The organism is Rhizobium sp. 3T7 (genome assembly GCF_020166565.1).
GTDB lineage: Bacteria > Pseudomonadota > Alphaproteobacteria > Rhizobiales > Rhizobiaceae > Rhizobium.
In genome coordinates, this window is sequence record NZ_JAIQXS010000008.1 from 204,786 (window position 1) to 228,816 (window position 24,031).

Here is a 24,031-nt window from a genome sequence, read left to right on the forward strand (position 1 = left end):
CGGCGGGTCATTCCGCGCGCCATCCGACCTCGATCAGCACGCGCCCCGGCGCCATGCAATAAAAGAAATATCCACCGCGCATCTCGCGCGGCTCACCGACGAGTTCGGCGTCGCTTTCCTTCAACGCGCTATAAAGCCGGTCAACGTTGCTTTGCTCGGTCTGGATGAAGCCGAGGTGATAGGTGACGAGGTAAAGCGCCTGCTGATGGCCGCTACCGAACTTTTCGTTCGGGTGGCTGACCACGATTTCAAGGCCGGCATCGTCGCCAAGGATCGCAAGGCCGCTCGCACCTCGCATCTCGAGCAGATACAAGCCGAAATGCCGGACGAGAAATGCGGCAGTGGCAGCGACATCGGGCACGTGGATATCAATATGGTTCATTCGCATTGTTCATTCCTTCGGGTTGCCCGGCGGAACGACGTATAACGCGCATTGAATCCGCCGAGAGCGGCGCGGGATGCGCCGTTTCTCGTCGCGGGTTCTCACATGCACTGGAAGAGTGGTGCGGATCAGAGCTTCCTTGCGGAAGGGGCCGTGCTTACCATATCCGGCCCTGCCTTTTTCGACGCCTTGGACTTAACACCTGAGCGGTAGCGACAGCAAGCCCCCTGCCTGGCAAATGCCACAAAGTCGGGGGCCCAGACACCAGCGCTCGATCAAGATCCGAGCCCTTTGATTTGGTTTCTCAACGCCCGATCAGAACAAGCCCTCGATATAGCCCTGATCATTGAGGTAAATCCGCTCCGCAGAGGGCGATCTTGGCAAACCAGGCATGGTCATGATCTCGCCGGTGATGGCCACCACGAAGCCGGCGCCTGCCGAGAGGCGGACTTCGCGGACCGACACGATATGTCCTTCCGGCGCGCCCCGCAGGTTCGGATCGGTCGAAAAGGAGTATTGCGTCTTGGCCATGCAGACCGGCAGGTGCCCGTAGCCCTGCTCCTCCCAGGCAAGCAACTGGTCCCTCACCGCCTTGTCAGCGGTCACCTCGCCTGCGTGGTAAATCTTCGAGGCCACGATCTCGATCTTCTCGAACAGGGAGACATCGTCGGCATAGAGCGGCTCGAATCTCGACTGTCCCGATTCCGCAAGCTCGACCACCTTATAGGCGAGTTCCTCGATGCCGGCAGACCCCTCGGCCCAGTGCCGGCAGAGGATCGCCTCGGCCCCGAGGCGCGAGACATACTCTTTCACGGCTGCGATTTCCGCATCCGTATCCGAGACAAAATGATTGATGGCGACGACGACGGGAACGCCGAATTTGCGAACGTTGGCGACATGGCGGCCGAGGTTGGAGCAGCCCTTCTTCAGCGCGGCGACATTCTCCGTTCCGAGATCGTTCTTCTTCACGCCGCCATTCATCTTGAGTGCGCGCACCGTCGCGACAATAACGGCGGCATCCGGTTTCAGTCCCGCCTTTCGGCATTTGATGTCGAAGAATTTTTCGGCCCCGAGATCGGCGCCGAAACCCGCTTCCGTCACGACATAGTCGCCGAGCTTCAGCGCCGTCTTCGTGGCGATCACCGAGTTGCAGCCATGCGCGATATTGGCGAACGGGCCGCCATGGACGAAGGCCGGATTGTTTTCCAGCGTCTGGACAAGGTTCGGCTGCAAGGCATCCTTCAGGAGAACCGCCATAGCCCCATCGGCCTTCAGGTCGCGGGCATAGACGGCCGTCTTGTCACGCCGGTAGCCGACGATGATGTTGCCGAGGCGCTCCTCCAGATCCTTGAGGTCCGTGGCGAGGCAAAGAATGGCCATCACCTCGGAGGCGACCGTGATGTCGAAGCCGTTCTGCCTGGGAAAGCCGTTGGCGACCCCGCCCAGCGAGGAGACCATCTCGCGCAGCGCCCTGTCGTTCATGTCCATCACGCGCCGCCACGTGACGCGCCTGAGATCGATATCCTGCTCGTTGCCCCAATAGATGTGATTGTCGATCATCGCCGCGAGCAGATTGTGGGCCGAGGTGATTGCATGGAAATCGCCGGTGAAATGCAGGTTGATGTCTTCCATCGGAATGACTTGCGCATAGCCGCCACCGGCAGCGCCGCCCTTGACCCCGAAGCATGGTCCGAGCGAAGCCTCACGGATGCAGACGATCGCCTTCTTGCCGATCCGGTTCAACCCATCGCCGAGGCCGACGGTCGTCGTCGTCTTGCCCTCGCCTGCGGGTGTCGGATTGATTGCCGTGACGAGGATTAACCTGCCATCAGGCCTCTCTGCCTGTGCCGCAATGAATTGCGCGCTGAGCTTGGCCTTGTCATGCCCGTAAGGCGCCAGTTGCTCGGCCGGAATGCCGAGCTTTGCACCGATCTCGAAGATCGGTCTTTTCTCCGCCGCGCGCGCAATCTCGATGTCGGATTTGTAGGCTGCCATCCCGTTTCCCCACTGGCCTGTGCGCTCGATCGGCGCCACGTTTATTTCAACGGGATAGCGAAATATGCCGCGACTGTGAATAGTGCGCTGGTTGCCCAACGCTCATCCAAGCCGTTATCAGTCGGACATCGATTCTAGACGTGGCAGGACAAGACATGAAATCACTCGAACTCATTGTCGAGCGCATCATCCTTTCGAGCCGTTGGATACTCGTGGCCTTCTATATCGGCCTTTCCCTCGCGCTCGCTGTTTATGCTGTTTCCTTCGGCTACAAGTTCCTGAAGGTCGCGGGCGGCGTTTTCGTCCTAGACGAGGGTGAAATGATCTTGGCCATGCTTGGCCTGATTGACGCGGCTCTGGTCGCCAGCCTCATCGTCATGGTGATGATCTCCGGTTACGAGAACTTTGTCAGCCGCTTCGACGAGAGCGAGGACGATGTCTCGTTCATCGGCAAGCTCGATGCCGGCAGCCTCAAGATTAAGGTCGCCTCGTCGATCGTGGCAATTTCATCGATCCATCTGCTGCAGGTCTTCCTCAATGCAGAGCAATACACCGACGGCAAGATCATGTGGCTGACGGCGATGCACCTGGCATTTGTCGTCTCCGCGGTCATGCTCGGCTTCCTCGAGCAGCTAACGAAAAAGGCAAAGGCGACGGACAAGATCTGATCGTGACGTGATTCGCAGGCGCAGGCGCAGGCGCTCCCCGATGAACCTGCATATTTTCCTGGAGCGCTACGCCGAAAGCCACTTCCGTCTCCTTGGGTTGCGTTTTGAATAGGTGATGGCGCAACCATAGGATGATCCTGTGGTTAAAGTAATACATTTGAAATTAATCGCTGCAGACCCCGCTGTTTCGCACTAGCAAATATATCAGTTTGCATATTCTATGGTGCTGAAATGAAGGTAAGCAGGGACGCATTAATGTCTTACATGACTACCTCGGAAAGGCAGCTGTCTCTGGCCACAGAGATTTCAACTGTCCATACCAAGGCCGAATTCGCGCAAATTCTCGTCAGGGTAGCGCGCGCCTATGGCTTCCGGCATGTCACGCTGATGCTTGCTCCCGCTCCTGAAAGCGTTCTTCTCAAATCCCTCCTCATTGAAACGTCGCTTCCGTCCGCATACCTCAACCAATTCGACCGCGCCCGCATCATGCGTTTTCCCTTGCTGTCGACCGGAATGGGCGACTCGGCCCTGCCGCGCTCGTGGAGCCTTTCCGACAACTCCTCCGCTGACGTTTTCCCGCATGAGTTGAGCAAACTTCTGCAGGACTTCGGCATACCGACAGGCGTTGCTGTCCCCGCATATACACGCGACGGTGAGCGAATCCTGTTCTGGCTGGCCGGCGATCGCCCGGTGCTCGGACAAACCGAGCTCAACGAACTCGCGATGGTGGCCCTCCATCTGCTCGACGCCTATAACCGCACGAAGCAATCGAAGGTTTGGGAGCACACGCCCCTTTCTGCCCGCGAACGGGAGGTCGTCCGCTGGACGGCACAGGGAAAAACGTCGATCGAGATCGGCCAGATCCTCTCGTTGTCGGATCACACCGTGAACGCCTATATGACGAGCGCCATCAAAAAGCTCGACTGCGTGAACCGGACGCAGCTTGTCGCCAAGGCGATCCGGATGAAGCTGATCAACTGAGCAAGACGCTCAGCGATCGAGCACGGAGCGAATCTCGACGAGATTCGACCGGACGCGAAGAATGTAGAAGCCCATCGTCGCCAGATGGCTCGGCATGATCCAGCCGTCTTCCCGACCATTGGAAATGATTGCGGGCTGGATCTGCAAGGCAGCCTGGAACTGCCTCATGGTTGCGCCGAGTATGGCGCCCAGATTGCGTTCCGCGACGACCTGGGAAAAGTCGGACTGCGCGGCGGCAAGGATCGCGTAGTAGGCATAGAGCTGCCCATAGGCGAACCAGAAGCGGTCGTCGGCGCGCGTATCGAACCAGCCGCGATGATGGTTCTGCGAGCGGTCCGCGAGCACATCCGAGGTGCTGCCGAGATCGTTGGCGATGCGGTCGATGAACTGGATCAGGTTATCCGCGCGTCCATCGAAGATCGCGTTGCAAGCGGCCAAGTCGGCATTGAATTTGCGCAGGCTTTCGAGAGCGGAGCGATAATAGCTTGGCGTCGGCGTCTTCGGCCCGAACGGATCAAGTCCGAAATACCAGCTATACTCATCGAACTGCAGATTGCCGCGTGCCTTTTGCAGATCGTTGTTGATCCCCGACGTGCCCCGCACGCGGCCAAGCGTATCGACGAGTTCGACCGAGGTGCGACGAACCGCCTGGTTCACGCCACGCTGGAACGACGCCTTGTTGTCGAGGAACGGCGTGTGATCCCAGTCGATGCCGAAGAAGCCGAGACGATAAAGGAGCATGGAGGAGATCCACGCATTCTGATTGACGTTGAAGTCCGTCAGATCGGCCGCGACATCGACGATGGCCGAGCGCTGGCAGGTCTTCGTCGCCGCCGCGTCGTCGGTTGCCGGCAGTTCCTGCCCAGCAGGCACCTTGCGTTCGGAAAGCCGGTACTCATTCACGAAGGACGGGTTGAAGCCGGACCAGACCTGCGTCTGCCAGATGAAATAGCAATAGAGAACGGTAAGCAGCCCGATAAAGCCAAGGATCGGCAACCGGACCATCCAGGTCCGCTGAACGTACCAGCCACGGGCGGCGATAAATGGCCAGAAAGCCCAGGCGAAGAAGATCCGCGCCCAGCGTGCGATGGTCCGGCCGATCAGCCTGAAAAAACCGGCGATCCGGTCGAGCATCCTCGTCTCCTTGCCGTGATGGACAGACAGTGTCTGCGCACTGACATATGCGCTCGCTCGGGGAAGGACAATATCGTGCTGATATTATTGTTTCTTCGGGAGCTAGGGGCGCAGGAGGCGGAAGCGAAGGCGCTTGGAGATTTTCGTCGTATCGATGATCGGCCTTCCGGAACCCTCCTCCGGCTCCCGCTGGAAGGTCTCGAACTTACTCGCGAAGACGGCATCGGCGGTCCGCTTGCGATGTTCCAGTTCCTGCGGCACCAGCATATTGCGCTCAAACAGTTCAATCGGACCGGCAATGGCGGGAAAGAGTTCCGCCGAAATCTGGACCTTCGATCCGGGAATGTCCGTGTCCACCTGTGCCTGATAGATCAGCAGCCGCTCTTCGGTGTCGATCACCATCTTGCGCGTGAGGGCGTTGCACTGGCCGACCTGGCTATTCAGCGCATCGACGAAAACCTGGAAGAGATTGATGAAGCGTTCGCGGCGCTGGCTATCCTCGCGCATCCCGCGTTCTTCCTCGGCAACGCGGTCGGCTTGGCTCTTCAGGGCGCGTCGCTCCTCTTCCATACGTTCCCATTCGGCCTTGCTTCCATAAAGACCGATCCTGCCCTGCGTCGTCAGCGCCTTGGCATTCAATTCCCGAATGCGGAGGCGCGCGATATCGATCTTGTCGACAAGCCGACGGCGCTGCTCGACGATGCCGATCAACCCATGCTCCCCCAACTTGTGAAAGTCGATCGCAATCGCGCGGTAGCTCGCAATGACAGCAGCGGTTTCGTTCGACTTCACCAGCAGGTCGCGCAGCCGCTCCACAACCGGGGCGGCGCGCACCCGCTGGCTATGGCGACGCCACATCCGCTGACGCGAAAAGCGACCGATGAATTTCTCGCCTGTCGTCAGGCCGCGGAAACTGTCGAGATCCGCTGAAACCTTGACCGTCAGCGTGTCGAGGACGGATACGAGTTCCGCCAGGAGATTGGCCAGGCTCGCGCCGTTTGTGACAAACGCCTGGAAGCGCCCGTTCTCGACAAGGAAGCGCTCATCATCGACGGCGGCCCCTTGGCGCGCAAACTCGCTGACGAAATCGACGCAGACCCTGGCTTCAAGACGCAGCTGTTCCACGAGCGCTCGCGCGGCTTCCAGCTGCGTGTCGAAGGAGAAAGGCTTGCGCACCGGAACGCCTCCATGAATCGGTTAGCGCAAACCTAGCGCATAAGCCGACAAACCGGAATCGATTTGAGGAACACTCACACCGCTTCGGCGAGCCATTGCCCGTTCATGGCATCATCCCAATGCCGCCGGCAGAGCGATACGTACTTTTCGTTGCCCCCGACATCGATCTGCGCGCCTTCGCGCAGCACCTTTCCTTCTGCGTCGAGGCGCACCACCATCGTCGCCTTGCGTCCGCAATGGCAGATGGTGCGCACCTCACGCATCTCGTCTGCGATCGCGAGAAGCTCCTCAGACGCAGGAAACAGCTTCCCCTGGAAGTCGGTCCTGAGGCCATAGACCATGACCGGAATGTTCATCCGGTCGACGATCCGGGCAAGCTGCCAGACATGCTCGCGCGTCATGAAGTGAGCTTCGTCGACGAAGACGCAAGCGATTGGCTCCCCCTCCTTGCTGAGTTCGCCAATCAAGGCCTGCAAGTCTGCTTCCGGTTCGAAGGCCACGGCGCTCGCCTGCAGCCCGATCCTGGAGCCGATAATCCCTTTTCCGGCGCGCTCATCGAAGGCCGCGATCAGCAAAACGACACGCATGCCGCGCTCCTCGTAATTATAGGAGGCTTGCAGCAGCATCGTCGACTTGCCGGCGTTCATGGTCGAGTAGTTGAAATAGAGTTTTGCCATCGTTTTCTCCGTCTTTCGCTTCTTGGAAGCTCGAAACTGCGAAGAAAAGTCCCTCATTTTGATAATCACAGGAAAATCGCGGCCAAAAACCGCCAAAAGCCTTGAAAACCCGGCACTCCGCGAAAAATGCCCGACGTCGCAATCGGGTACTGCAATGCGGCGCAAACGCGCTCAGATCGCTTGTCAAACTCGGCTATTGGTGATTGGCTTGGGAACGCAAGACTGGGAGTCTAAAAATGAAAACGACAAGCGCATTCAAACTGACCACCGCCACCGCAGTTGCCGCTCTCTCCGTCGCAACAGCAGCATTTGCCGCAGACCCCGATAGCTGCTCCGCCGTCCGTCTTTCCGACGTTGGCTGGACTGATATCACCGCAACCACCGCCACCGCCGCAGTCATTTTGAAGAACCTCGGCTACGAGCCTGATATCAAGGTTCTTTCGGTTCCTGTCACCTATCAGTCGCTGAAGAACAAGGACATTGACGTGTTCCTCGGCAACTGGATGCCGGCTCAGGCGAAGGATGTCCAGCCCTACCTCGATGAGAAGACGGTCGATTCCCTCGGCGTCAACCTCGAGGGCGCCAAATACACGCTCGCGACCAATGCCAAGGGCGCTGAACTCGGGATCAAGGATTTCAGCGATATCGGCAAGCACAAGGACGAACTCGACGGCAAGATCTTCGGGATCGAACCCGGCAACGACGGCAACCGCCTCGTGATGACCCTGATCGAAAAGAACGAGATGGGAATGGGCGGCCTTGAGCTCGTCGAGTCCTCCGAACAAGGCATGCTGGCACAGGTCGCCCGCGCCGAGAAGGAAGGCAAGCCGGTCGTGTTCCTGGGTTGGGCACCCCACCCCATGAACGAGAACTTCAAGATGACCTACCTGACGGGCGGTGACAGCAGCTTCGGTCCGAATTTCGGCGGCGCGACGGTCTACACCAACACCCGCGCCGGCTACACCACCGAATGCCCCAACGTCGGCAAGTTCATCTCGAACCTGAAGTTCAATCTGGAAATGGAAAACCAGATCATGGGCAAGATCCTCAACGATGGTGAGGATCCGCAGGTCGCTGCGACCGAGTGGCTGAAGGCAAATCCGAACGCAGTTGATCCGTGGCTCGCAGGCGTCACGACGAAGGACGGTAAGGACGCCGCTGCCGCCGTGAAGTCGGGCCTCGGCCTTTGAAACTGATGAACGGGGCGGCCCTCGCCGCCCCTTTTTGTTTCATCTCGATCTTTGCTCTTTCGGATAGGCGCGCTCCTTGAACTGGATCACCGACTACAAAATTCCTATTGGCCCTTTCGCCAAATCGACCGTCGACTGGCTGACGTCGAGCGGTGAGTGGTTTTTCGACCAGCTTGCTTTCGTTTTGTCGCACGTTATCAATGCGTTGCTTTTCGTTCTGCAGGCTCCGCATCCGTTGATCGTGCTGGCTGCGATCGTTGGGATCGCTTATTGGCTACGCCGCTCGATCGGCGTCGCGGTTTTCACCCTGCTCGGCTTGTTGCTGATCATGAACCAGGGCTATTGGAAGGAAACGACGGAAACGCTGGCGCTCGTCCTGGCATCGACATTTGTCAGCATGGCGGTCGGCATTCCACTCGGTATCGCCGGTGCGCGGCGCGCCTGGGTGTTTTCCATCATGCGGCCGGTTCTCGATCTGATGCAGACGATCCCGACCTTCGTCTATCTCATCCCCGCGCTCATCCTCTTCGGTCTCGGCATGGTTCCGGGTCTGATCGCGACCGTCATCTTCGCGATCCCCGCCCCGATCCGCCTGACGCGTCTCGGCATCATCTCGACGCCTCCGTCCCTCGTGGAAGCAGCCGAATCTTTTGGCGCGACGCCAATGCAGGTGCTGCGTAAGGTCGAGCTCCCCTTCGCCATGCCTCAGATCATGGCCGGCCTCACGCAGACCATCATGCTTTCCCTCTCGATGGTGGTTATCGCGGCGCTTGTCGGTGCCGATGGTCTCGGAAAACCGGTGGTGCGCGCGCTCAATACGGTCAATGTCGCCATGGGCTTCCAGGCGGGTCTCTGTATCGTCATCCTCGCGATTATTCTCGACCGCATGTTCCGTGCGACAGGTGAAGGAGAAGGCGTATGACCGCGGTCCGCTTCGACAACGTCAGCATCGTCTTCGGCGACAAGCCGGAAAACGCCCTCGCCTTGGCCGATCAGGGCAAGAATCGCGACGAGATCGGCGCCGCGACCGGTCTCGTTCTCGGCGTGGCGGATGCCTCGCTCTCCGTACAGGAAGGCGAGATCCTCGTCCTCATGGGCCTTTCGGGCTCCGGCAAATCGACCTTGCTGCGTGCCGTGAACGGGCTGGCACCTGTCGTACGTGGCGAGGTGTCTGTGGCAACGCAAAACGGCCTGTGTAATCCCTACAAGACCACTGCCAAGGGCTTGCGCGACCTGCGCATGCACACCGTCTCGATGGTCTTCCAGCAGTTCGCGCTGCTGCCGTGGCGCACGGTGGCGGAGAATGTCGGCTTCGGCCTCGAGCTCGCGGGCATGCCGGAAGCCGAGCGCAAGAAGCGCGTGGGCGAACAACTTGAGCTCGTCAACCTGACGAAATGGGCCGATCGCAAGGTCAACGAACTCTCCGGCGGCATGCAGCAGCGTGTCGGCCTAGCGCGTGCCTTTGCGACTGGTGCACCGATCCTGCTGATGGACGAGCCGTTCTCGGCGCTCGATCCGCTGATCCGCACGCGTCTGCAGGATGAGCTTCTCGAGTTCCAGCGGCGGCTGAAGAAGACGATCCTCTTCGTCAGCCACGACCTCGACGAGGCGTTTCGCATCGGCAACCGCATCGCCATCATGGAGGGTGGGCGCATCATCCAGTGCGGCACGCCGCAGGAAATCGTCAAGAACCCGGCCGACCAGTACGTCGCCGATTTCGTCCAGCACATGAACCCGATCAGCATGCTGACGGCGCAGGACGTGATGCAGCGCGGTCTCGGACACGCGGCCGCTGGCGCGAGCGTCAGCGGCACGGCGCGCGCCGAGACGCCGCTGATCGACATTCTCGATGCGCTGTCGCGCCAGCCGGGCAGTATCGGTGTCGTGGAAAACGGCGCGATCGTCGGGACTATCTCGGCGCAGGATATCGTCGAAGGCCTGACCCAGCACCGGCGCAAAGAACAGGCTTGATCCCGCCGTCCGCTTCCGTCAAAAAGTGGACATGAAAGATCAAGCTTCCGTTCTCAGGGAAACGGACGGAGAAGCCCGCAAGCTCGCTCGCACGCTTCTCCGCTCCGCCCGCTATGCCGCAATTGCCGTTCTCGATCCCGTGACCGGCTTTCCCTTTGCGAGCCGCGTCCTGCTCGGCACCGATATTGATGGCGTTCCCGTCATTCTCGTCTCGGGCCTGTCGACGCATACGCGCGCGCTCGACGCCGACCGCCGCGCCTCGCTTTTGACGGGCGAGCCCGGCAAGGGCGATCCGCTTGCCTATCCGCGCCTAACGACCCAATGCCTTGCCGAACCGGTCGAGCGCGACAGCGACATCCACGCCCGGATTCGTAGCCGCTTCCTCAACCGCCATGCCAAGGCAAAGCTCTACATCGATTTCCCGGACTTCCGTTTCTTCCGGCTTGTGGCGCAGTCCGCAAGCCTCAATGGCGGTTTCGGTCGCGCCTATCTGCTGGAGGGCGAAGATCTGACGATTCGATCCCCCGGCAACGAAGCCGTGGCAGCGCAAGCCGACGCGATAGTGCAAGAATTGCTAGCCAGGCGCCCGGATCTCGCGGCTACGGCTGCGGCGGGCCGGGAGGCCGGCAACGGTGATTGGCGCATTTGTGGAGTGGATTGCGCCGGTTTCGATCTCATTTCGGGTGATTTGCTCCTGCGTTACGAGTTCGATGCCGTTGCGCAGGGTGTTGAGGACGTTTATTCACATATATCTAACATAAAATACGCAATACCTGAAATTTAGCTATATACAATCTTGACGCTGTATTGATAGTTTTCGCCGTCCGGCATTGAGCGGGAACGTGCGTTTTTGAAATTAGTTTCACATCGGGAACAAGATATGGATACAATCGATTTAACCGCCAATGCAAACGTTGCCGCTGCCCTGTTGTCGGCTATGGCAAACCCTAAGAGACTTCTCATTCTCTGCAACCTCGTGAGGGGTGAAATTCCGGTCGGTGCGTTGGCGCAGGAGGTCGGATTGAGCCAGTCGGCTCTGTCGCAGCACCTGTCCAAGCTGCGCGCCCAGAAACTGGTAAAAACGCGCCGCGACGCCCAGACGATCTACTACTCGAGCAATTCCGAGCAGGTTCTCAAGATCCTCGAAGCCCTCACTGACATCTATGCTGTTCAAAGCCGCACCAAGTCTGCGGCGTGAAGATGCGCTGACATAACGTCAGCCTATAAGCCGCACTGCCGAGGGATGCATCCGGAATAGTGTGGCAACCTTATTTTAGCACGTCTGCATACTCTTAGACCGGCAGGAATGCCGGTCTATTTTTTGCATGCTGTTCGCCGCTGCGGCGTCCAGACGGCAACGTCCGCGGCTTGACGCCCGGAGAAGCGCTGATAATTTGACCGGGCAGTAAAAAACGGCATCAGCCAATACCGGGAACGGCCTCCGAAACGGCCATGGAGAACAGCATGTCCAACCGCCTCAATACCACGCCAAATGACCTGCGGGCCTTTTGGATGCCCTTCACTGCGAACCGTCAGTTCAAGAAGGAGCCGCGTCTCTTCGTCAGCGCCAAGGACATGTACTACCAGACCCATGACGGCCGCCAGGTGCTCGACGGCACCGCCGGCCTCTGGTGCGTGAATGCAGGGCACTGCCGGCCGAAGATCACCGAGGCGATCCGCGAACAGGCGGGCGAGCTCGACTATGCGCCGGCCTTCCAGCTCGGCCATCCCAAGGCCTTCGAACTGGCGAACCGCCTCGTCGATATCGCGCCCGAAGGCATGGATCACGTTCTCTACACCAATTCCGGGTCTGAATCGGTCGAAACGGCGCTGAAGGTCGCTCTCGCCTATCATCGCGTGAAGGGCAATGGCTCGCGCTTCCGTCTGATCGGCCGCGAGCGCGGCTATCACGGCGTCAACTTCGGCGGAATCTCCGTCGGCGGCATTGTCTCCAACCGCAAGATGTTCGGCACCCTGCTGACCGGCGTCGATCACATGCCGCACACCCATCAGCCCGGCAAGAACGCCTTTACCCGCGGCCAGCCCGAGCATGGCGGCGATCTTGCGACCGAGCTCGAACGCATCGTCACGCTACACGACGCCTCGACGATCGCGGCCGTCATCGTCGAGCCGATCGCCGGTTCAACCGGCGTGCTGATCCCGCCGAAGGGTTATCTGCAGAAGCTCCGCGAGCTCTGCACCAAGCATGGCATCCTGTTGATCTTCGACGAAGTCATCACCGGCTTCGGCCGCCTCGGCGCCCCGTTCGCCGCCCAGTACTACGACGTCAAGCCTGATATGATCACCACCGCGAAGGGCCTGACGAACGGCGTCATCCCGATGGGCGCGGTCTTCGTGACCGCGGAGATCCATGACGCGTTCATGAGCGGCCCGGAACACATGATCGAGTTCTTCCACGGCTACACCTATTCGGGCAACCCGATCGCCTGCGCCGCCGCGCTCGGCACGCTCGACACCTACAAGGAAGAGGGCCTCCTGACCCGCGCTGCGGAACTCTCCGACTATTGGGCCGACGCGCTGCACTCCCTGAAGGATTGCCCGAACGTCATCGACATCAGGAACACCGGCCTTATCGGCGCCATCGAGCTCGATCCGATCGCCGGCGAGCCGACCAAGCGTGCCTTCACCGCCTTCCTGAGAGCTTATGAGAAAGGCCTGCTGATCCGCACCACCGGTGACATCATCGCGCTCTCGCCGCCGCTGATCATCGAGAAGCACCACATCGACGAACTCTTCGGAAAACTGCGCGAAATTCTGCAAAGCAACATCTGATATCGGCGACGGCAGAGTGCCCGCCTTTCAAGCCTCTCCCCTTCCAGAGGGAGAGGCATCAAGCGCGATGAGCACCGCCTTGCTCGGCATCCACCGAATGACAAATCTGTATAAGGCCAAGACCTGAATCGCGTTGCAGGCCTCCGCCACCGCATTTCTCCGCCAGTTCGGCGCCATCCATTGCAAGATCTTCGCCGCACTCGGCGTTGGCCGCGATCGGGCAGCCACGTCAGCACTCGGCGCGGATCTCAGCGACAGCAGGATCGGCCCGATCGTGACCCTCGACCTCGGCCCTGGGCGCGGTTTTACCTCACAGAGCCTCGCTGCAGTGCAGATACCCGTGCTTGTCCTCGGCGCCGGCCAAAACATTGATACGCAGACGGCGCAGAGAGCATTCATCGCGGCGACCAACAAGGAGCTCGTTCCATCTGGCCGGGCATCCACCTTCGGCGACGACGCAATTTGTTCTGGTTGCTGGCGACTGTACTTCAGCTTCATGCAACTCTGCAAGCCGAGCGCAGCCGAACTGATCGAGGAAGAGACGCCTGGCGAAAGCGTCGTCTGCCGGGATGCGGCCGGCGCCAAACGACAATCGATCCACAGGCAGGTCAGCGACATTTCTCTTGCTTTCTGGCCAAGGCACTTCCCGCAAAATAGATGGTGCGGCGGAAACAGCCGGAATCGCGGATTTTCTTGTGAAAACCGCGATTCCGGCGTAGCTCGTTACAGAATTCGTCAAAAGTGGCGATCGATTTGCTATCTTCTTGCTTAATCGCTGTGAAATTCCTAAGAAACTTGCTGTGCACCCTCCGAAGCCAAACATGGAAGGCGGGTGTCTCGGCCGGGCGGCTGCTCATCGTCTCTTGGCGCATCCCGCAAGGGCTGTTTAACGATCTGGGCTCGCCGCCGCGGTACTCAAATCGCGGGTTTTAAAACCCACCCAAGGAGAAAGAAAATGAGTCTGAAGACTTTGTCGGCGGCCCTTGTCGCCTCGCTCGCCTTTGCGCCGCTTGCCCATGCAGACATCACCATCGGCCTCATCGCGCCGCTGACCGGTCCGGTCGCCGCCTATGGCGATCAGGTGAAGAATGGCGCGCAGGCCGCTGTTGACGAGATCAACAAGAAGGGTGGCATCCTCGGCGAGAAAGTCATCCTCAAATACGCCGACGACGCCGGCGAACCCAAGCAGGGCGTTTCCGCTGCCAACCAGATCGTCGGCGACGGCATCCGCTTCGTCGTCGGCCCGGTCACCTCGGGCGTCGCGATCCCGGCATCCGACGTTCTCGCCGAGAACGGCGTGTTGATGGTAACTCCGACCGCAACCGCCCCGGACCTGACCAAGCGCGGCCTCACCAACGTCCTGCGCACCTGCGGTCGTGACGACCAGCAGGCCGAAGTCGCTGCCAACTACGTCCTGAAGAACTTCAAGGACAAGCGCGTCGCAATCATCAACGACAAGGGCGCCTACGGCAAGGGTCTGGCCGATTCCTTCAAGGCAACGCTCAACGCCGGCGGCATCAAGGAGGTGCTCGACGACTCGCTGACCCCTGGCGACAAGGACTTCAGCGCGCTGACAACCCGCCTCAAGGCCGAGAAGGTCGACGTCGTCTATTTCGGCGGCTATCACCCGGAAGGCGGCCTGCTGGCGCGCCAGCTGCATGATCTCTCCGTCAATGCCGTCATCATCGGCGGCGATGGCCTCTCCAACAGCGAGTTCTGGAACATCGGCACCGATGCCGCCGGGGGCACGATCTTCACCAACGCGGTCGACGCGACCAAGAGCCCGGATTCCAAGGCGGCAGCCGATGCGCTGAAGGCCAAGGGCATCCCGGCCGAAGCCTTCACGCTCAACGCCTACGCCGCAGTCGAAGTCCTGAAGGCAGGCATCGAGAAGGCCGGCAGCGCCGAAGATTCCGAAGCAGTCGCCAAGGCGCTGAAGGGCGGTGAGCCGATCTCGACCACCATCGGCAAGCTGACCTACGGCGAAACCGGTGACCTGACCTCGCAGAGCTTCGCGCTCTACAAGTGGGAAGGTGGCAAGATCGTTCCGGCCGAGTAAGCCTTTCGATCTCGCGGATGGATCGCCGGGCGTCCCTTTGGGGCGCCCGGTTTTCGTTTGTGGACCGGCCGGCAAGCCGATCTCGCTTTGTCTGACATATGGGCTATAACTGGACAAACGCCAGCACGAGGATGCCCATGACCGCCAAGCTCGAACGCTTCATCGACCAGGGAACGGGCAGATTGCCTGCCGATATCGTGCTGAAAGGCGGGCGCTTCTTCGATCTCGTTACTGGCGAACTTGTGGCATCGGATATCGCTATCGCCCAAGACCGTATCGTCGGCACATGCGGCAACTACGATGGCGAAACCGAGATCGATATTTCAGGCAAGATCGTCGTGCCTGGCTTCATCGACACGCATCTCCACATCGAATCCTCGCTGGTGACACCGCACGAGTTCGACCGCTGCGTCCTTCCCTATGGCGTCACAACTGTCATCTGCGATCCGCATGAGATCGCCAATGTCCTTGGCACCGAAGGCATTCAGTATTTCCTGGATTCGTCCCTCGAGACGATCATGGACATCCGCGTCCAGCTTTCTTCCTGCGTGCCCGCCACGCACCTGGAGACGTCGGGCGCAGATCTGCCGATCGAGCGGTTGTTGCCCTTCCGCCATCATCCGAAAGTCATCGGCCTTGCAGAGTTCATGAATTTCCCCGGCGTGATCCACAAGGATCCCGTCTGCATGGCCAAACTCGACGCCTTCCAGGGCGAGCATATCGATGGCCACGCGCCCCTGCTCTCAGGCAACGACCTGAACGGCTATCTCGCCGCCGGCATCCGCACCGAGCACGAATGCACGAGTGCTGCAGAAGCGCTGGAAAAGATCCGCAAGGGGATGCACATCCTCGTGCGCGAGGGTTCAGTGTCGAAAGATCTCGCGGCCCTGATGCCCATTATCACCGAACGCCTGTCGCCGCACCTCGCGCTCTGCACCGACGACCGCAATCCACTCGACATCGCCGAGCACGGCCACCTTGACTACATGATCCGCACCGCGATCAAGAACGGCGTCGAGCCGCTGGCTATCTACCGCGCTGCATCGATTTCGGCTGCGCGGGCCTTCGGACTGAGAGATCGCGGCCTCGTCGCCCCCGGCTGGCGCGCGGACCTCGTGGTGATCGACAGCCTGGAAAACTGCCGCGCCGATATCGTTTTTGTGGCCGGACGCGAGGTAACCGCCGAACTCTTTGCCACCCGCAAATCGGTGGAGCCCGTCGGCCTCGACAGTGTGAAGGCCAGGCCCGTCAACGCCGCTCATTTCGGCGTGCCGGTCGCCGATGGAGAAACGCCCGTCATCGGCGTCACCCCCGGCAAGATCATCACCGAACATCGCCGCTACCGGCTTCCCGTGAAAGGCAACCAGACCGACGTCGACCTCGGCAACGACATCATCAAGGTCGCCGTCATCGAGCGGCACGGCAAGAACGGCAACCATGCCAACGGCTTCGTTCAGGGGTTCGGCCTGAAGAAGGGTGCGATCGCCTCAACCGTCGGCCATGACAGCCATAACATCTGCGTCGTCGGCGTCAGCGAGGACGACATGGCGCTCGCCGCCAATCGCCTTAGCGAAATCAACGGCGGCTTCGTGGTCGTCGAGGATGGCAGGGTCACCGGCGAGATCGCCCTGCCGGTTGCAGGGCTGATGAGCCTCGAGCCCTACGAGACGGTGCGCGACACGCTCCACCACCTTCGCCAAGCCGCCTATGGGCTTGGCACGACGTTGGAAGAACCCTTCCTGCAGGTCGCCTTCCTGCCGCTGCCTGTCATCCCGCACCTGAAGATCTCAGACCGCGGGATGGTGGATGTCGACAAGTTCGCGTTGATCGTGTGAGCGCCTAGCCCGCCACCCGCGCGCAGAACGCATCCAGCGCCGCCAGCTTGATCGGCCCGGTTCCGGTCACCGCCTCGAAGCCAGGGATCGCCAGCCGCTCTCCGATCACCATTCCCGCCGGCGGAATAAACTGTGCGGGCTTGCGCGTCAGGTTGAAGACGAAGAGCAGCTTTTCGCTTCCCTTCGAACGCGTGAAGGCCAGAAGATCCTGATTGGTCCCAATGAACTCCATGGCGCCGTCGAGCAGTGCCGGGTGGCGTTTGCGGAATTCGAGCGTCTGCCGGTAGTGATGCAGGACGGAATGCGGATCACTCTCCTGCGTATCGATCGAAAGTGCTGCCTGCTCGTAAGGCACCGGCAGCCAGGATTTCTCCGCACTCGTGAAGCCGGCATGCGCTTTGGCCGCCTCCCAGGGCATCGGCGTGCGACACCCGTCACGCCCCTTGAAGGCCGGCCAGAAGCGAATGCCGTAGGGGTCGCGCAGGTCCTCGAAGGCAAGCTCTGCCTCCGGAAGGCCAAGCTCTTCACCCTGATAGAGGCAGATCGAGCCCCGCAGCGCCGCCAGCACCGACATGGCGAGCTTGGCGATAACAGGTCGCTCCGCTTCCGTCTTGGCAAAGCGGCTGACATGGCGGTTGACGTCGTGGTTCGAGAAGGCCCAGCAGACCCATCCATCTGCGACCGACTTCTGGAAGGCGTCGACGCAACTGCGGATATGCGTGGCGGTGAAATCCGGCCCAAGCAGATCGAAGGTGTAGCACATGTGCAGCTTGTCGCCGCCGGTCGTATAGGCGGCCACGGTCTTCAGCGAGCGGGCGCCGTCACCGACCTCGCCGACCGTCGTGCGTGCCTCGTAGCGATCGAGCAGAGCCCGGAACCGCTGCAGGAAGCCGATATTCTCCGGCTGCGTCTTGTCATAGAGGTGATTCTGCATGCCGTAGGGGTTCGTATCCGGCGCATCGAGGCCGGCGTCACTCTCGTCAGGCGCGTGCGCAGGGTTGTCGCGAAGCAGCTTGTCGCAGAAGTAATAGTTGACGGTATCGAGGCGGAAACCGTCGACGCCGCGGTCGAGCCAGAACTTCACCGTGGCAAGCACGGCATCCTGAACCTGCGGGCTGTGGAAGTTGAGATCCGGCTGCGAGGTCAGGAAGTTGTGCTGGTAGTACTGCCGGCGCACGCCGTCCCATTCCCATCCGGGTCCGCCGAAGATCGAGAGCCAGTTGTTGGGCGCAGTGCCGTCCGGTTTCGGGTCGGCCCAGACATACCAGTCCGCCTTCGAATTGGTCCGGCTCGAGCGGCTCTCGACGAACCAGGGATGAACGTCCGACGTATGCGAGATCACCTGGTCGATGACGACCTTGATGCCGAGCCCGTGAGCGGCGGTCATCATCTCGTCGAAATCGGCAAGCGTGCCGAAAATCGGATCGACATCGCAATAGTCCGAAACATCGTAGCCCATATCGGCCATGGGCGATTTGAAGAACGGCGACAGCCAGATGGCATCGACACCGAGGCTGGCGATATAGGGCAATCGCCGAGTAATGCCCTTGAGATCGCCGAGGCCATCTCCGTTCGTATCCTGAAAGGAACGTGGATAGACCTGATAAATGACTGCACCCCGCCACCAGTCCGCCGTCTTGTCCGCAACCGCCACCGTTCATCTCCTGCATTCATGCAATGACGTTGCACACTAAAGCGGGTGGGACAAAAAACAACCTTCAGCCGGAAGCGTCGCCATGCGCCCCGCCAATCCAACCGATAATCAGACCCAAAGCCGCCAGTTCGTAGCTTGTCAGGAGGGTGCTCTGCGCGTATCAGCGAAACGGGAATTTTTGGGAGGCTTTCTGTGAGCGGGCGTTTTCTATCGATCGGTGAATGTATGGTGGAGCTTTCGCAGGCTGGCGCCGGCTTGCTGCGCAAGGGCTTTGCCGGCGATACGCTGAACACCGCCTGGTATGCTCGCGCCTGCCTGCCGGCCGATTGGTCGGTGGAGTATTTTACCGCGCTCGGCGACGAACCTATGTCCGATGAGATGATCGCCTTCTTCAAGGAAGCCGGCATCGGCACCGAGTTTATCAGGCGCATCAAGGGCAAGGCGCCCGGTCTCTACATGATCAGCCTGAAGGATGGTGAACGCTCCTTCAGTTACTGGCGCGACAACTCCGCGGCTCGCCAGCTTGCGACGGACGCAGAACTATTGCGTGAGGCGATCGAGGCCTGCGACGTCATCTATTTCTCCGGCATCACGCTTGCGATCCTGTCGCGCAATGACGCCGACACGTTGCTGGCCGAGGTTCGCCGTGCCAAGGCGGTTGGCAAGATTGTTGCCTTCGACCCCAACATTCGCCCGCGGCTCTGGTCGGGCTATGACGTGATGCATGCGACAATCAGCGAAGGCGCGCGCGCCTCTTCCCTGGTGCTGCCGAGTTTTGATGACGAGGCAACTCACTTCGGCGACGTCTCGATAGCGGCAACGATCCAGCGGTATCGCACACTTGGGGCGGCCGATGTCGTCGTCAAGAATGGCGCGGAAGGCGCTACGACGAGTTTCGATGGCGTGGAGAACTTCGTCCCGGCTGAAAAGGTCGAGCAGGTCGTCGACACGACAAGCGCCGGTGACAGTTTCAATGGCGCATTTCTCGCACGCTATCTCGAGACCAGGAACGCGCCGGCCGCAGCCGCATTTGCCTCAAAGGTCGCTGCCCGCGTCGTCAGCGAACACGGCGCCCTCGTCGCACGGGAAAAGCTCGGCCTGAAGAAGGCCTGAGCAGCACCGAGCCCGCTAAAGACCACTCATCTGTCGGCGTAACGCGACTGTAATATTTCCATCATCGACGGCCGCCAGAATAGGAAGCGCGGGAATCGAGTCTCCGGGCCTACCCGGAATTGAGCCGGCGCCCCCGCGGCGCGGCGTGGATGGAATTGGGGCGTGCTGTAACATATGTCGGATGTTGGAAGCGACGAAAGCCGGGCTATGTCTCGGCAGGGCGTGGCGGAACGGCTGGTTATTGTCAGTGATGCCTGGCATCCTCAGGTCAACGGCGTCGTTCGCTCGATCGAGAATACCAATCGCGAACTGGCGAAGATGGGCATCGAGGTGGCGATGGTGACGCCGCAGGGCTTTCACAGCATCCCCTGCCCCACCTATCCTGAAATTCGCCTTTCGATCGCCAATTATCGCCGCGTCGCGCGCGAGATAGAGCAGCACATGCCGTCCTACGTTCACATCGCGACCGAAGGGCCTTTGGGTCTCACGGCGCGGCGCTGGTGCCTGAGGAACCGCATGCCGTTTTCCACCAGCTATCACACCCGCTTTCCGGAATATGTCTCGGCGCGCCTGCCTGTACCGAAAAGCTGGCTCTACGCTTTCGTCCGCTGGTTCCACAATTCGGGTGCGGGCTGCATGGTCGCAACGCCAAGTCTTGCGCGTGAGCTCTCCGAGAAGGGTATCCGCAACCTGATGCCATGGAGCCGCGGCATCGACGCCGGCCAGTTCCACCCGACACCGCTGGAAGATGCACCGTTCGGACTGCCCCGCCCGATCTTCATGACGGTTGGCCGGGTAGCATTGGAGAAGAACCTCCCGGCCTTTCTGGATCTCGACCTGCCCGGATCGAAAGTCGTCGTGGGTGACGGACCGGCCCGCGCCGAACTCGAGAAGCGCTACCCGGATGTACTTTTCACCGGTCTGAAAGTCGGCGAGGAACTGGCAAAGACCTATGCCCAGGCGGACGTCTTCGTCTTCCCATCGCTGACGGATACGTTCGGCAATACGATTCTGGAGGCGCTCGCCTCCGGCGTACCCGTCGCTGCCTACCCCGTGACTGGGCCGCTCGACATCATCGGCGAGGACGACGAGGTCGGCGCACTCGACAATGACCTGAGGACAGCCTGCTTGGCGGCTCTGTCTGCTTCGCGCGAAAAGGCCCGTGAACTTGCCCTGCAATATTCCTGGGAAGCGGCGACCACGCAGTTCATCAACAACATTCGCGCCGCCAACGGCGTCATCACGCCAAAATGGAAAAAGGCTTGGCAGTTTGCCGCCAAGTCGCTGCCAAGAACGAAAAAGCCCGGCGAAACCGCCGGGCCTATCTCGTCGGGAACCTGATCCCGTTATTTCCTGAGCGCGTCGCGCAGCGTCTGGTTGGCGACGGAAATCGCGCTGCGCACCGCCGGCGTCTCGGCAATGGCGTTGAGAAGCACGAAGTCGTGGATCGTGCCGTTGTAGCGGATCGAGGTCACCTTCACGCCGGCCTGGCTCAGCTTCCGGCCATAGGCCTCGCCTTCATCGCGCAGCACGTCGTTCTCATCGGTGATGATCAGTGCCGGCGGCAGACCGTTCAATTGATCGAGCGACGCCTGCAGCGGCGAAGCCGTCGGCTCCTGGCGCTTGGCTTCATCAGGCAGATAGGCGTTCCAGAACCACTTCATCGCTTCCTTCGTCAGCCACGGGCCATCGGCGAACTGATTGTAGGAGCCGGTCTCGAAGTCGGCGTCGGTCACCGGATAGAAGAGAACCTGCTGGTCGATTGCCGGCCCGCCGCGCTCCTTGGCAAGCAAGGTGACTGCCGCCGTCATGTTGCCGCCCACACTATCGCCGGCCACCGCCAGGCGGCTCGCATCGACATTGAATTCCTTCTCATGCTCGGCAACATATTTCGTGGCGGCATAGGCCTGTTCGATCGCGATCGGGTAACGCGCTTCCGGTGAGCGCTCGTAGTCGACGAAGACGACGGCGGCCTTGGCGCCATTGGCAATCTCGCGGACGAGCCGGTCATGCGTGTCGGCGTCGCCAAGAACCCAACCGCCGCCGTGGAAATACATGACGACAGGAAGCTTGCCCTTCGCGCCTTCGGGACGAACAACGCGCAATTTGATGCTGCCGGTCGGACCGGCCTTGATCGTTAGGTTCTCTTCCTTGGCGGCGAGCTTCTTGACGTCGCCCTTCTGCGCGCCGGCAAGAACGCCGCGGGCGTCGGACGGAGACAGCGTATAGATCGGCTTGGCGCCGGCCAGCGCGTCGATGAACTTTTGGGTCGCAGGCTCCAGTACCGGATCGGCAGCGGCGCCGAAGGCGGTGACTGCCAGGATGGTTGCTGCGCAGACTGCGGTCTTGATGGTCGACATCGTCTTGTCCTTTTGGTTGCGGTTCGTTGTGAACACGCATTATTACTATCGCGAAATTATTTATTGCACGATATAAATCTGAGCATGGCAGCCATGCAAAAAGCATGCTTGCGATTATTTATCGCGCGATATATCATCGTGCGATTTTGGAGATCACGATATGAGCGACGATCTGAATCTCGACGATTTCATCTGTTTCGCCCTCTACACCGCGAACCACGCGATGAACCGCACCTACAAGCCGATGCTGGACGCACTGAACCTGACCTATCCGCAATACCTCGTCATGGTTACGCTCTGGAGGGAAGATAGCCAGACCGTGGGTGCCATTGGCGAGAAGCTGCTCCTCGAATCGAGCACCCTCACCCCCCTCCTCAAGCGTCTGGAAGCGAACGGCTACGTCAAGCGTGAACGCGGCACGGACGACGAACGTGTCGTCATTATCCGGCTGACCGAGGAAGGCCGGGAACTTAAAAGGCGCGCAGCTTCCATCCCCGGCTGCATCGTCAGCGCGTCGGGCCAGGAATTCGCTGAACTGAAGCGGCTGAGGGCGCAGGTTGTTGCGCTACGCGATGCGTTGGAACGCAGCGCAACCTGAACTCGCTCCACTAGGTCCGTTTCTTCTTTGATTCGTACGGATTGTCAGGCGAGCGGTAGTGAATGCGGATCGGCACGCTCGGCATGTCGAAATCAGCACGCAGGCCATTGATCAGATAACGCGTATAGGATTCCGGCAGCGCATCCGAGCGCGTGCAGGAGATCATGAAGGCCGGCGGGCGCGCCTTCACCTGCGTCATATACTTGAGCTTGATGCGGCGGCCGGAAACGGCCGGCGGCGGGTGCTGGACCTGCTGCTGTTCCAGCCAGCGATTGAGACGCGCCGTCGAAATGCGCTTGTTCCAGACCTTGTCCGTGTCGATGATCGACTGCATCAGCTTGTCGAGACCACGGCCCGTCTGGCCGGAGATCGGCACGGCGCGGATGCCGCGCGCCTGCGGCAGCAGCCGGTCGGTCTTTTCGCGCAGCTCGGCCAAAACGGCCTGTGGATCCTCGATCATGTCCCACTTGTTGAACGCGAGAACGGCAGCGCGGCCCTCGCGCAGCACGAGATCGACAATGTGCAGGTCCTGCTTCTCGAAGGGGATCGTCGCATCAAAGACGATGACGACGAGTTCGGCAAAACGGATGGCGCGCAGCGTATCGGCGACCGAAAGCTTTTCCAGCTTCTCGATCACCTTCGCCTTGCGGCGCATGCCTGCCGTGTCGAACATCTTGATGGTACGGCCACGCCAGTCCCACTCAACGGAGATGGAGTCACGCGTGATGCCTGCTTCCGGCCCGGTCAGCAGCCGGTCTTCACCGAGGAAGCGGTTGATCAGCGTCGACTTGCCGGCATTCGGGCGGCCGACGATCGCCACGCGCAGCGGCTTGCTGTCGTCGTAGGCCGGCTCTTCCTCTTCTTCGCCGTCGGTACCGCTCGACTCCGGGATATCGACATCAGTAACGGCGACATCTTCCTTCGGCGGAAACGCACGCTCCTCGCCAAGGGCCGCAACGATTGCGTCACGCAGGTCGAGCATACCCTGTCCGTGTTCGGCCGAAATCGGCGTGGGCTCCCCAAGTCCCAGCGAGTAGGCATCATAAAAACCAGCGTCGGAGCCGCGCGCCTCGGACTTGTTGGCGACCAGTATCACCGGTTTGCCGCGACGGCGCAGCATTTCCGCAAGCGCCGTATCGACCGGCGTCAGACCGGTCTTGGCATCGACGACGAACAGAGAGAGATCGGCTTCGTCGATCGCGGCCTCGGTCTGCGCGCGCATCCGGCCCTGCAGGCTCTCTTCATGGGCCTCCTCAAGGCCAGCGGTATCGACGATGGTAAAACGCAGGTCGATCAGCCGCGCATCGCCGGGGCGGCGGTCGCGGGTGACACCCGGTGTGTCATCGACGAGCGCCAGCTTCTTTCCAACCAGACGGTTGAAAAGCGTCGACTTGCCGACATTCGGGCGACCGACGATGGCGACCGTGAAGCTCATTGAAATTCCT

22 protein-coding genes are annotated in these 24,031 nt (G+C 60.5%); 14 read left to right on the plus strand and 8 right to left on the minus strand.

Features of this window, described 5'->3' with window-relative positions:
* Positions 1–7: 7 nt before the first annotated feature.
* The gene (locus K9B32_RS14415; protein ID WP_224563179.1) at positions 8–388 is read right to left on the minus strand and encodes a VOC family protein; all 381 of its coding nucleotides are present in this window, start codon (positions 386–388) and stop codon (positions 8–10) included.
* Positions 389–697: 309 nt separating this feature from the next.
* Positions 698–2,377: a formate--tetrahydrofolate ligase gene (locus K9B32_RS14420; protein WP_224563180.1), complete on the minus strand. Its 1,680-nt coding sequence runs from the start codon at positions 2,375–2,377 to the stop codon at positions 698–700.
* A 155-nt stretch (positions 2,378–2,532) separates the two neighbouring features.
* On the opposite strand from K9B32_RS14420, the gene K9B32_RS14425 reads away from it, so the two are divergent.
* Together K9B32_RS14425 and K9B32_RS14430 are read left to right on the plus strand one after the other, a co-directional pair.
* Positions 2,533–3,045, plus strand: coding sequence for a TIGR00645 family protein (locus K9B32_RS14425; protein ID WP_224563181.1), 513 nt, complete (start codon positions 2,533–2,535; stop codon positions 3,043–3,045).
* A 255-nt stretch (positions 3,046–3,300) separates the two neighbouring features.
* Positions 3,301–4,026 (plus strand): helix-turn-helix transcriptional regulator, encoded by a 726-nt coding sequence (locus K9B32_RS14430; RefSeq protein WP_224563183.1) that lies wholly within the window; start codon positions 3,301–3,303, stop codon positions 4,024–4,026.
* A 9-nt stretch (positions 4,027–4,035) separates the two neighbouring features.
* Here the strand turns inward: K9B32_RS14430 and K9B32_RS14435 are convergent, their stop codons facing one another.
* From K9B32_RS14435 to K9B32_RS14445, 3 genes are all read right to left on the minus strand, one after another.
* The gene (locus tag K9B32_RS14435; protein WP_224563186.1) at positions 4,036–5,160 is read right to left on the minus strand and encodes a DUF2333 family protein; all 1,125 of its coding nucleotides are present in this window, start codon (positions 5,158–5,160) and stop codon (positions 4,036–4,038) included.
* A 102-nt stretch (positions 5,161–5,262) separates the two neighbouring features.
* Positions 5,263–6,336, minus strand: a complete 1,074-nt coding sequence (locus tag K9B32_RS14440; RefSeq protein ID WP_224563187.1) for a hypothetical protein — start codon at positions 6,334–6,336, stop codon at positions 5,263–5,265.
* Between the two features lie 74 nt (positions 6,337–6,410).
* On the minus strand, positions 6,411–7,013 hold the full coding sequence (locus K9B32_RS14445; protein ID WP_007789867.1) for a thymidine kinase: 603 nt from the start codon (positions 7,011–7,013) through the stop codon (positions 6,411–6,413).
* A 236-nt stretch (positions 7,014–7,249) separates the two neighbouring features.
* Here K9B32_RS14445 and K9B32_RS14450 point away from each other — a divergent pair, with 236 nt between their 5' ends.
* The 9 genes from K9B32_RS14450 to ade all read left to right on the plus strand — a co-directional run bounded on the left by K9B32_RS14450 (position 7,250) and on the right by ade (position 16,861).
* Entirely contained in the window at positions 7,250–8,203 is a 954-nt protein-coding gene (locus tag K9B32_RS14450) for a choline ABC transporter substrate-binding protein (RefSeq protein WP_224563189.1), read from the plus strand.
* A 76-nt stretch (positions 8,204–8,279) separates the two neighbouring features.
* Positions 8,280–9,125 (plus strand): choline ABC transporter permease subunit, encoded by an 846-nt coding sequence (choW, locus tag K9B32_RS14455; RefSeq protein WP_224563192.1) that lies wholly within the window; start codon positions 8,280–8,282, stop codon positions 9,123–9,125.
* Positions 9,122–10,174, plus strand: a complete 1,053-nt coding sequence (gene choV, locus K9B32_RS14460; RefSeq protein WP_007789862.1) for a choline ABC transporter ATP-binding protein — start codon at positions 9,122–9,124, stop codon at positions 10,172–10,174. The genes choW and choV overlap by 4 nt, the downstream gene beginning before the upstream one ends.
* Positions 10,175–10,205: 31 nt before the next feature.
* Positions 10,206–10,958, plus strand: a complete 753-nt coding sequence (locus K9B32_RS14465; protein WP_224563195.1) for a HugZ family protein — start codon at positions 10,206–10,208, stop codon at positions 10,956–10,958.
* Between the two features lie 96 nt (positions 10,959–11,054).
* Positions 11,055–11,372, plus strand: a complete 318-nt coding sequence (locus K9B32_RS14470) for an ArsR/SmtB family transcription factor (RefSeq protein WP_007789858.1) — start codon at positions 11,055–11,057, stop codon at positions 11,370–11,372.
* A gap of 266 nt (positions 11,373–11,638) precedes the next feature.
* Positions 11,639–12,967, plus strand: coding sequence for an aspartate aminotransferase family protein (locus K9B32_RS14475; RefSeq protein ID WP_007789855.1), 1,329 nt, complete (start codon positions 11,639–11,641; stop codon positions 12,965–12,967).
* A gap of 274 nt (positions 12,968–13,241) precedes the next feature.
* Positions 13,242–13,739 carry a hypothetical protein gene (locus K9B32_RS14480; protein ID WP_224563198.1) on the plus strand — a complete coding sequence of 166 codons (498 nt, stop codon included), beginning with the start codon at positions 13,242–13,244 and terminating at the stop codon, positions 13,737–13,739.
* A gap of 183 nt (positions 13,740–13,922) precedes the next feature.
* Complete coding sequence (locus K9B32_RS14485; protein WP_007789853.1) at positions 13,923–15,026, plus strand: branched-chain amino acid ABC transporter substrate-binding protein; 1,104 nt, start codon at positions 13,923–13,925, stop codon at positions 15,024–15,026.
* A 137-nt stretch (positions 15,027–15,163) separates the two neighbouring features.
* The gene (gene ade, locus K9B32_RS14490) at positions 15,164–16,861 is read left to right on the plus strand and encodes an adenine deaminase (RefSeq protein WP_224563199.1); all 1,698 of its coding nucleotides are present in this window, start codon (positions 15,164–15,166) and stop codon (positions 16,859–16,861) included.
* 4 nt (positions 16,862–16,865) lie between these two features.
* Here ade and K9B32_RS14495 read toward each other — a convergent pair whose 3' ends face one another.
* Positions 16,866–18,515 carry an alpha-glucosidase gene (locus tag K9B32_RS14495; protein ID WP_224563202.1) on the minus strand — a complete coding sequence of 550 codons (1,650 nt, stop codon included), beginning with the start codon at positions 18,513–18,515 and terminating at the stop codon, positions 16,866–16,868.
* Positions 18,516–18,707: 192 nt separating this feature from the next.
* On the opposite strand from K9B32_RS14495, the gene K9B32_RS14500 reads away from it, so the two are divergent.
* The gene (locus K9B32_RS14500; RefSeq protein ID WP_224563204.1) at positions 18,708–19,628 is read left to right on the plus strand and encodes a sugar kinase; all 921 of its coding nucleotides are present in this window, start codon (positions 18,708–18,710) and stop codon (positions 19,626–19,628) included.
* Positions 19,629–19,835: 207 nt separating this feature from the next.
* A complete protein-coding gene (locus K9B32_RS14505) occupies positions 19,836–20,969 on the plus strand; it encodes a glycosyltransferase family 4 protein (RefSeq protein ID WP_224563206.1) in 1,134 nt (377 codons plus the stop codon).
* A gap of 5 nt (positions 20,970–20,974) precedes the next feature.
* On the opposite strand, the gene K9B32_RS14510 is transcribed toward K9B32_RS14505, so the two are convergent.
* Positions 20,975–21,988, minus strand: a complete 1,014-nt coding sequence (locus K9B32_RS14510) for an alpha/beta hydrolase (RefSeq protein ID WP_224563208.1) — start codon at positions 21,986–21,988, stop codon at positions 20,975–20,977.
* Between the two features lie 160 nt (positions 21,989–22,148).
* Between K9B32_RS14510 and K9B32_RS14515 the strand changes: the two genes are divergently transcribed.
* A complete protein-coding gene (locus K9B32_RS14515) occupies positions 22,149–22,586 on the plus strand; it encodes a MarR family winged helix-turn-helix transcriptional regulator (protein WP_224563210.1) in 438 nt (145 codons plus the stop codon).
* Positions 22,587–22,596: 10 nt separating this feature from the next.
* On the opposite strand, the gene der is transcribed toward K9B32_RS14515, so the two are convergent.
* Entirely contained in the window at positions 22,597–24,021 is a 1,425-nt protein-coding gene (gene der, locus K9B32_RS14520) for a ribosome biogenesis GTPase Der (RefSeq protein ID WP_224563211.1), read from the minus strand.
* Positions 24,022–24,031: the final 10 nt, after the last annotated feature.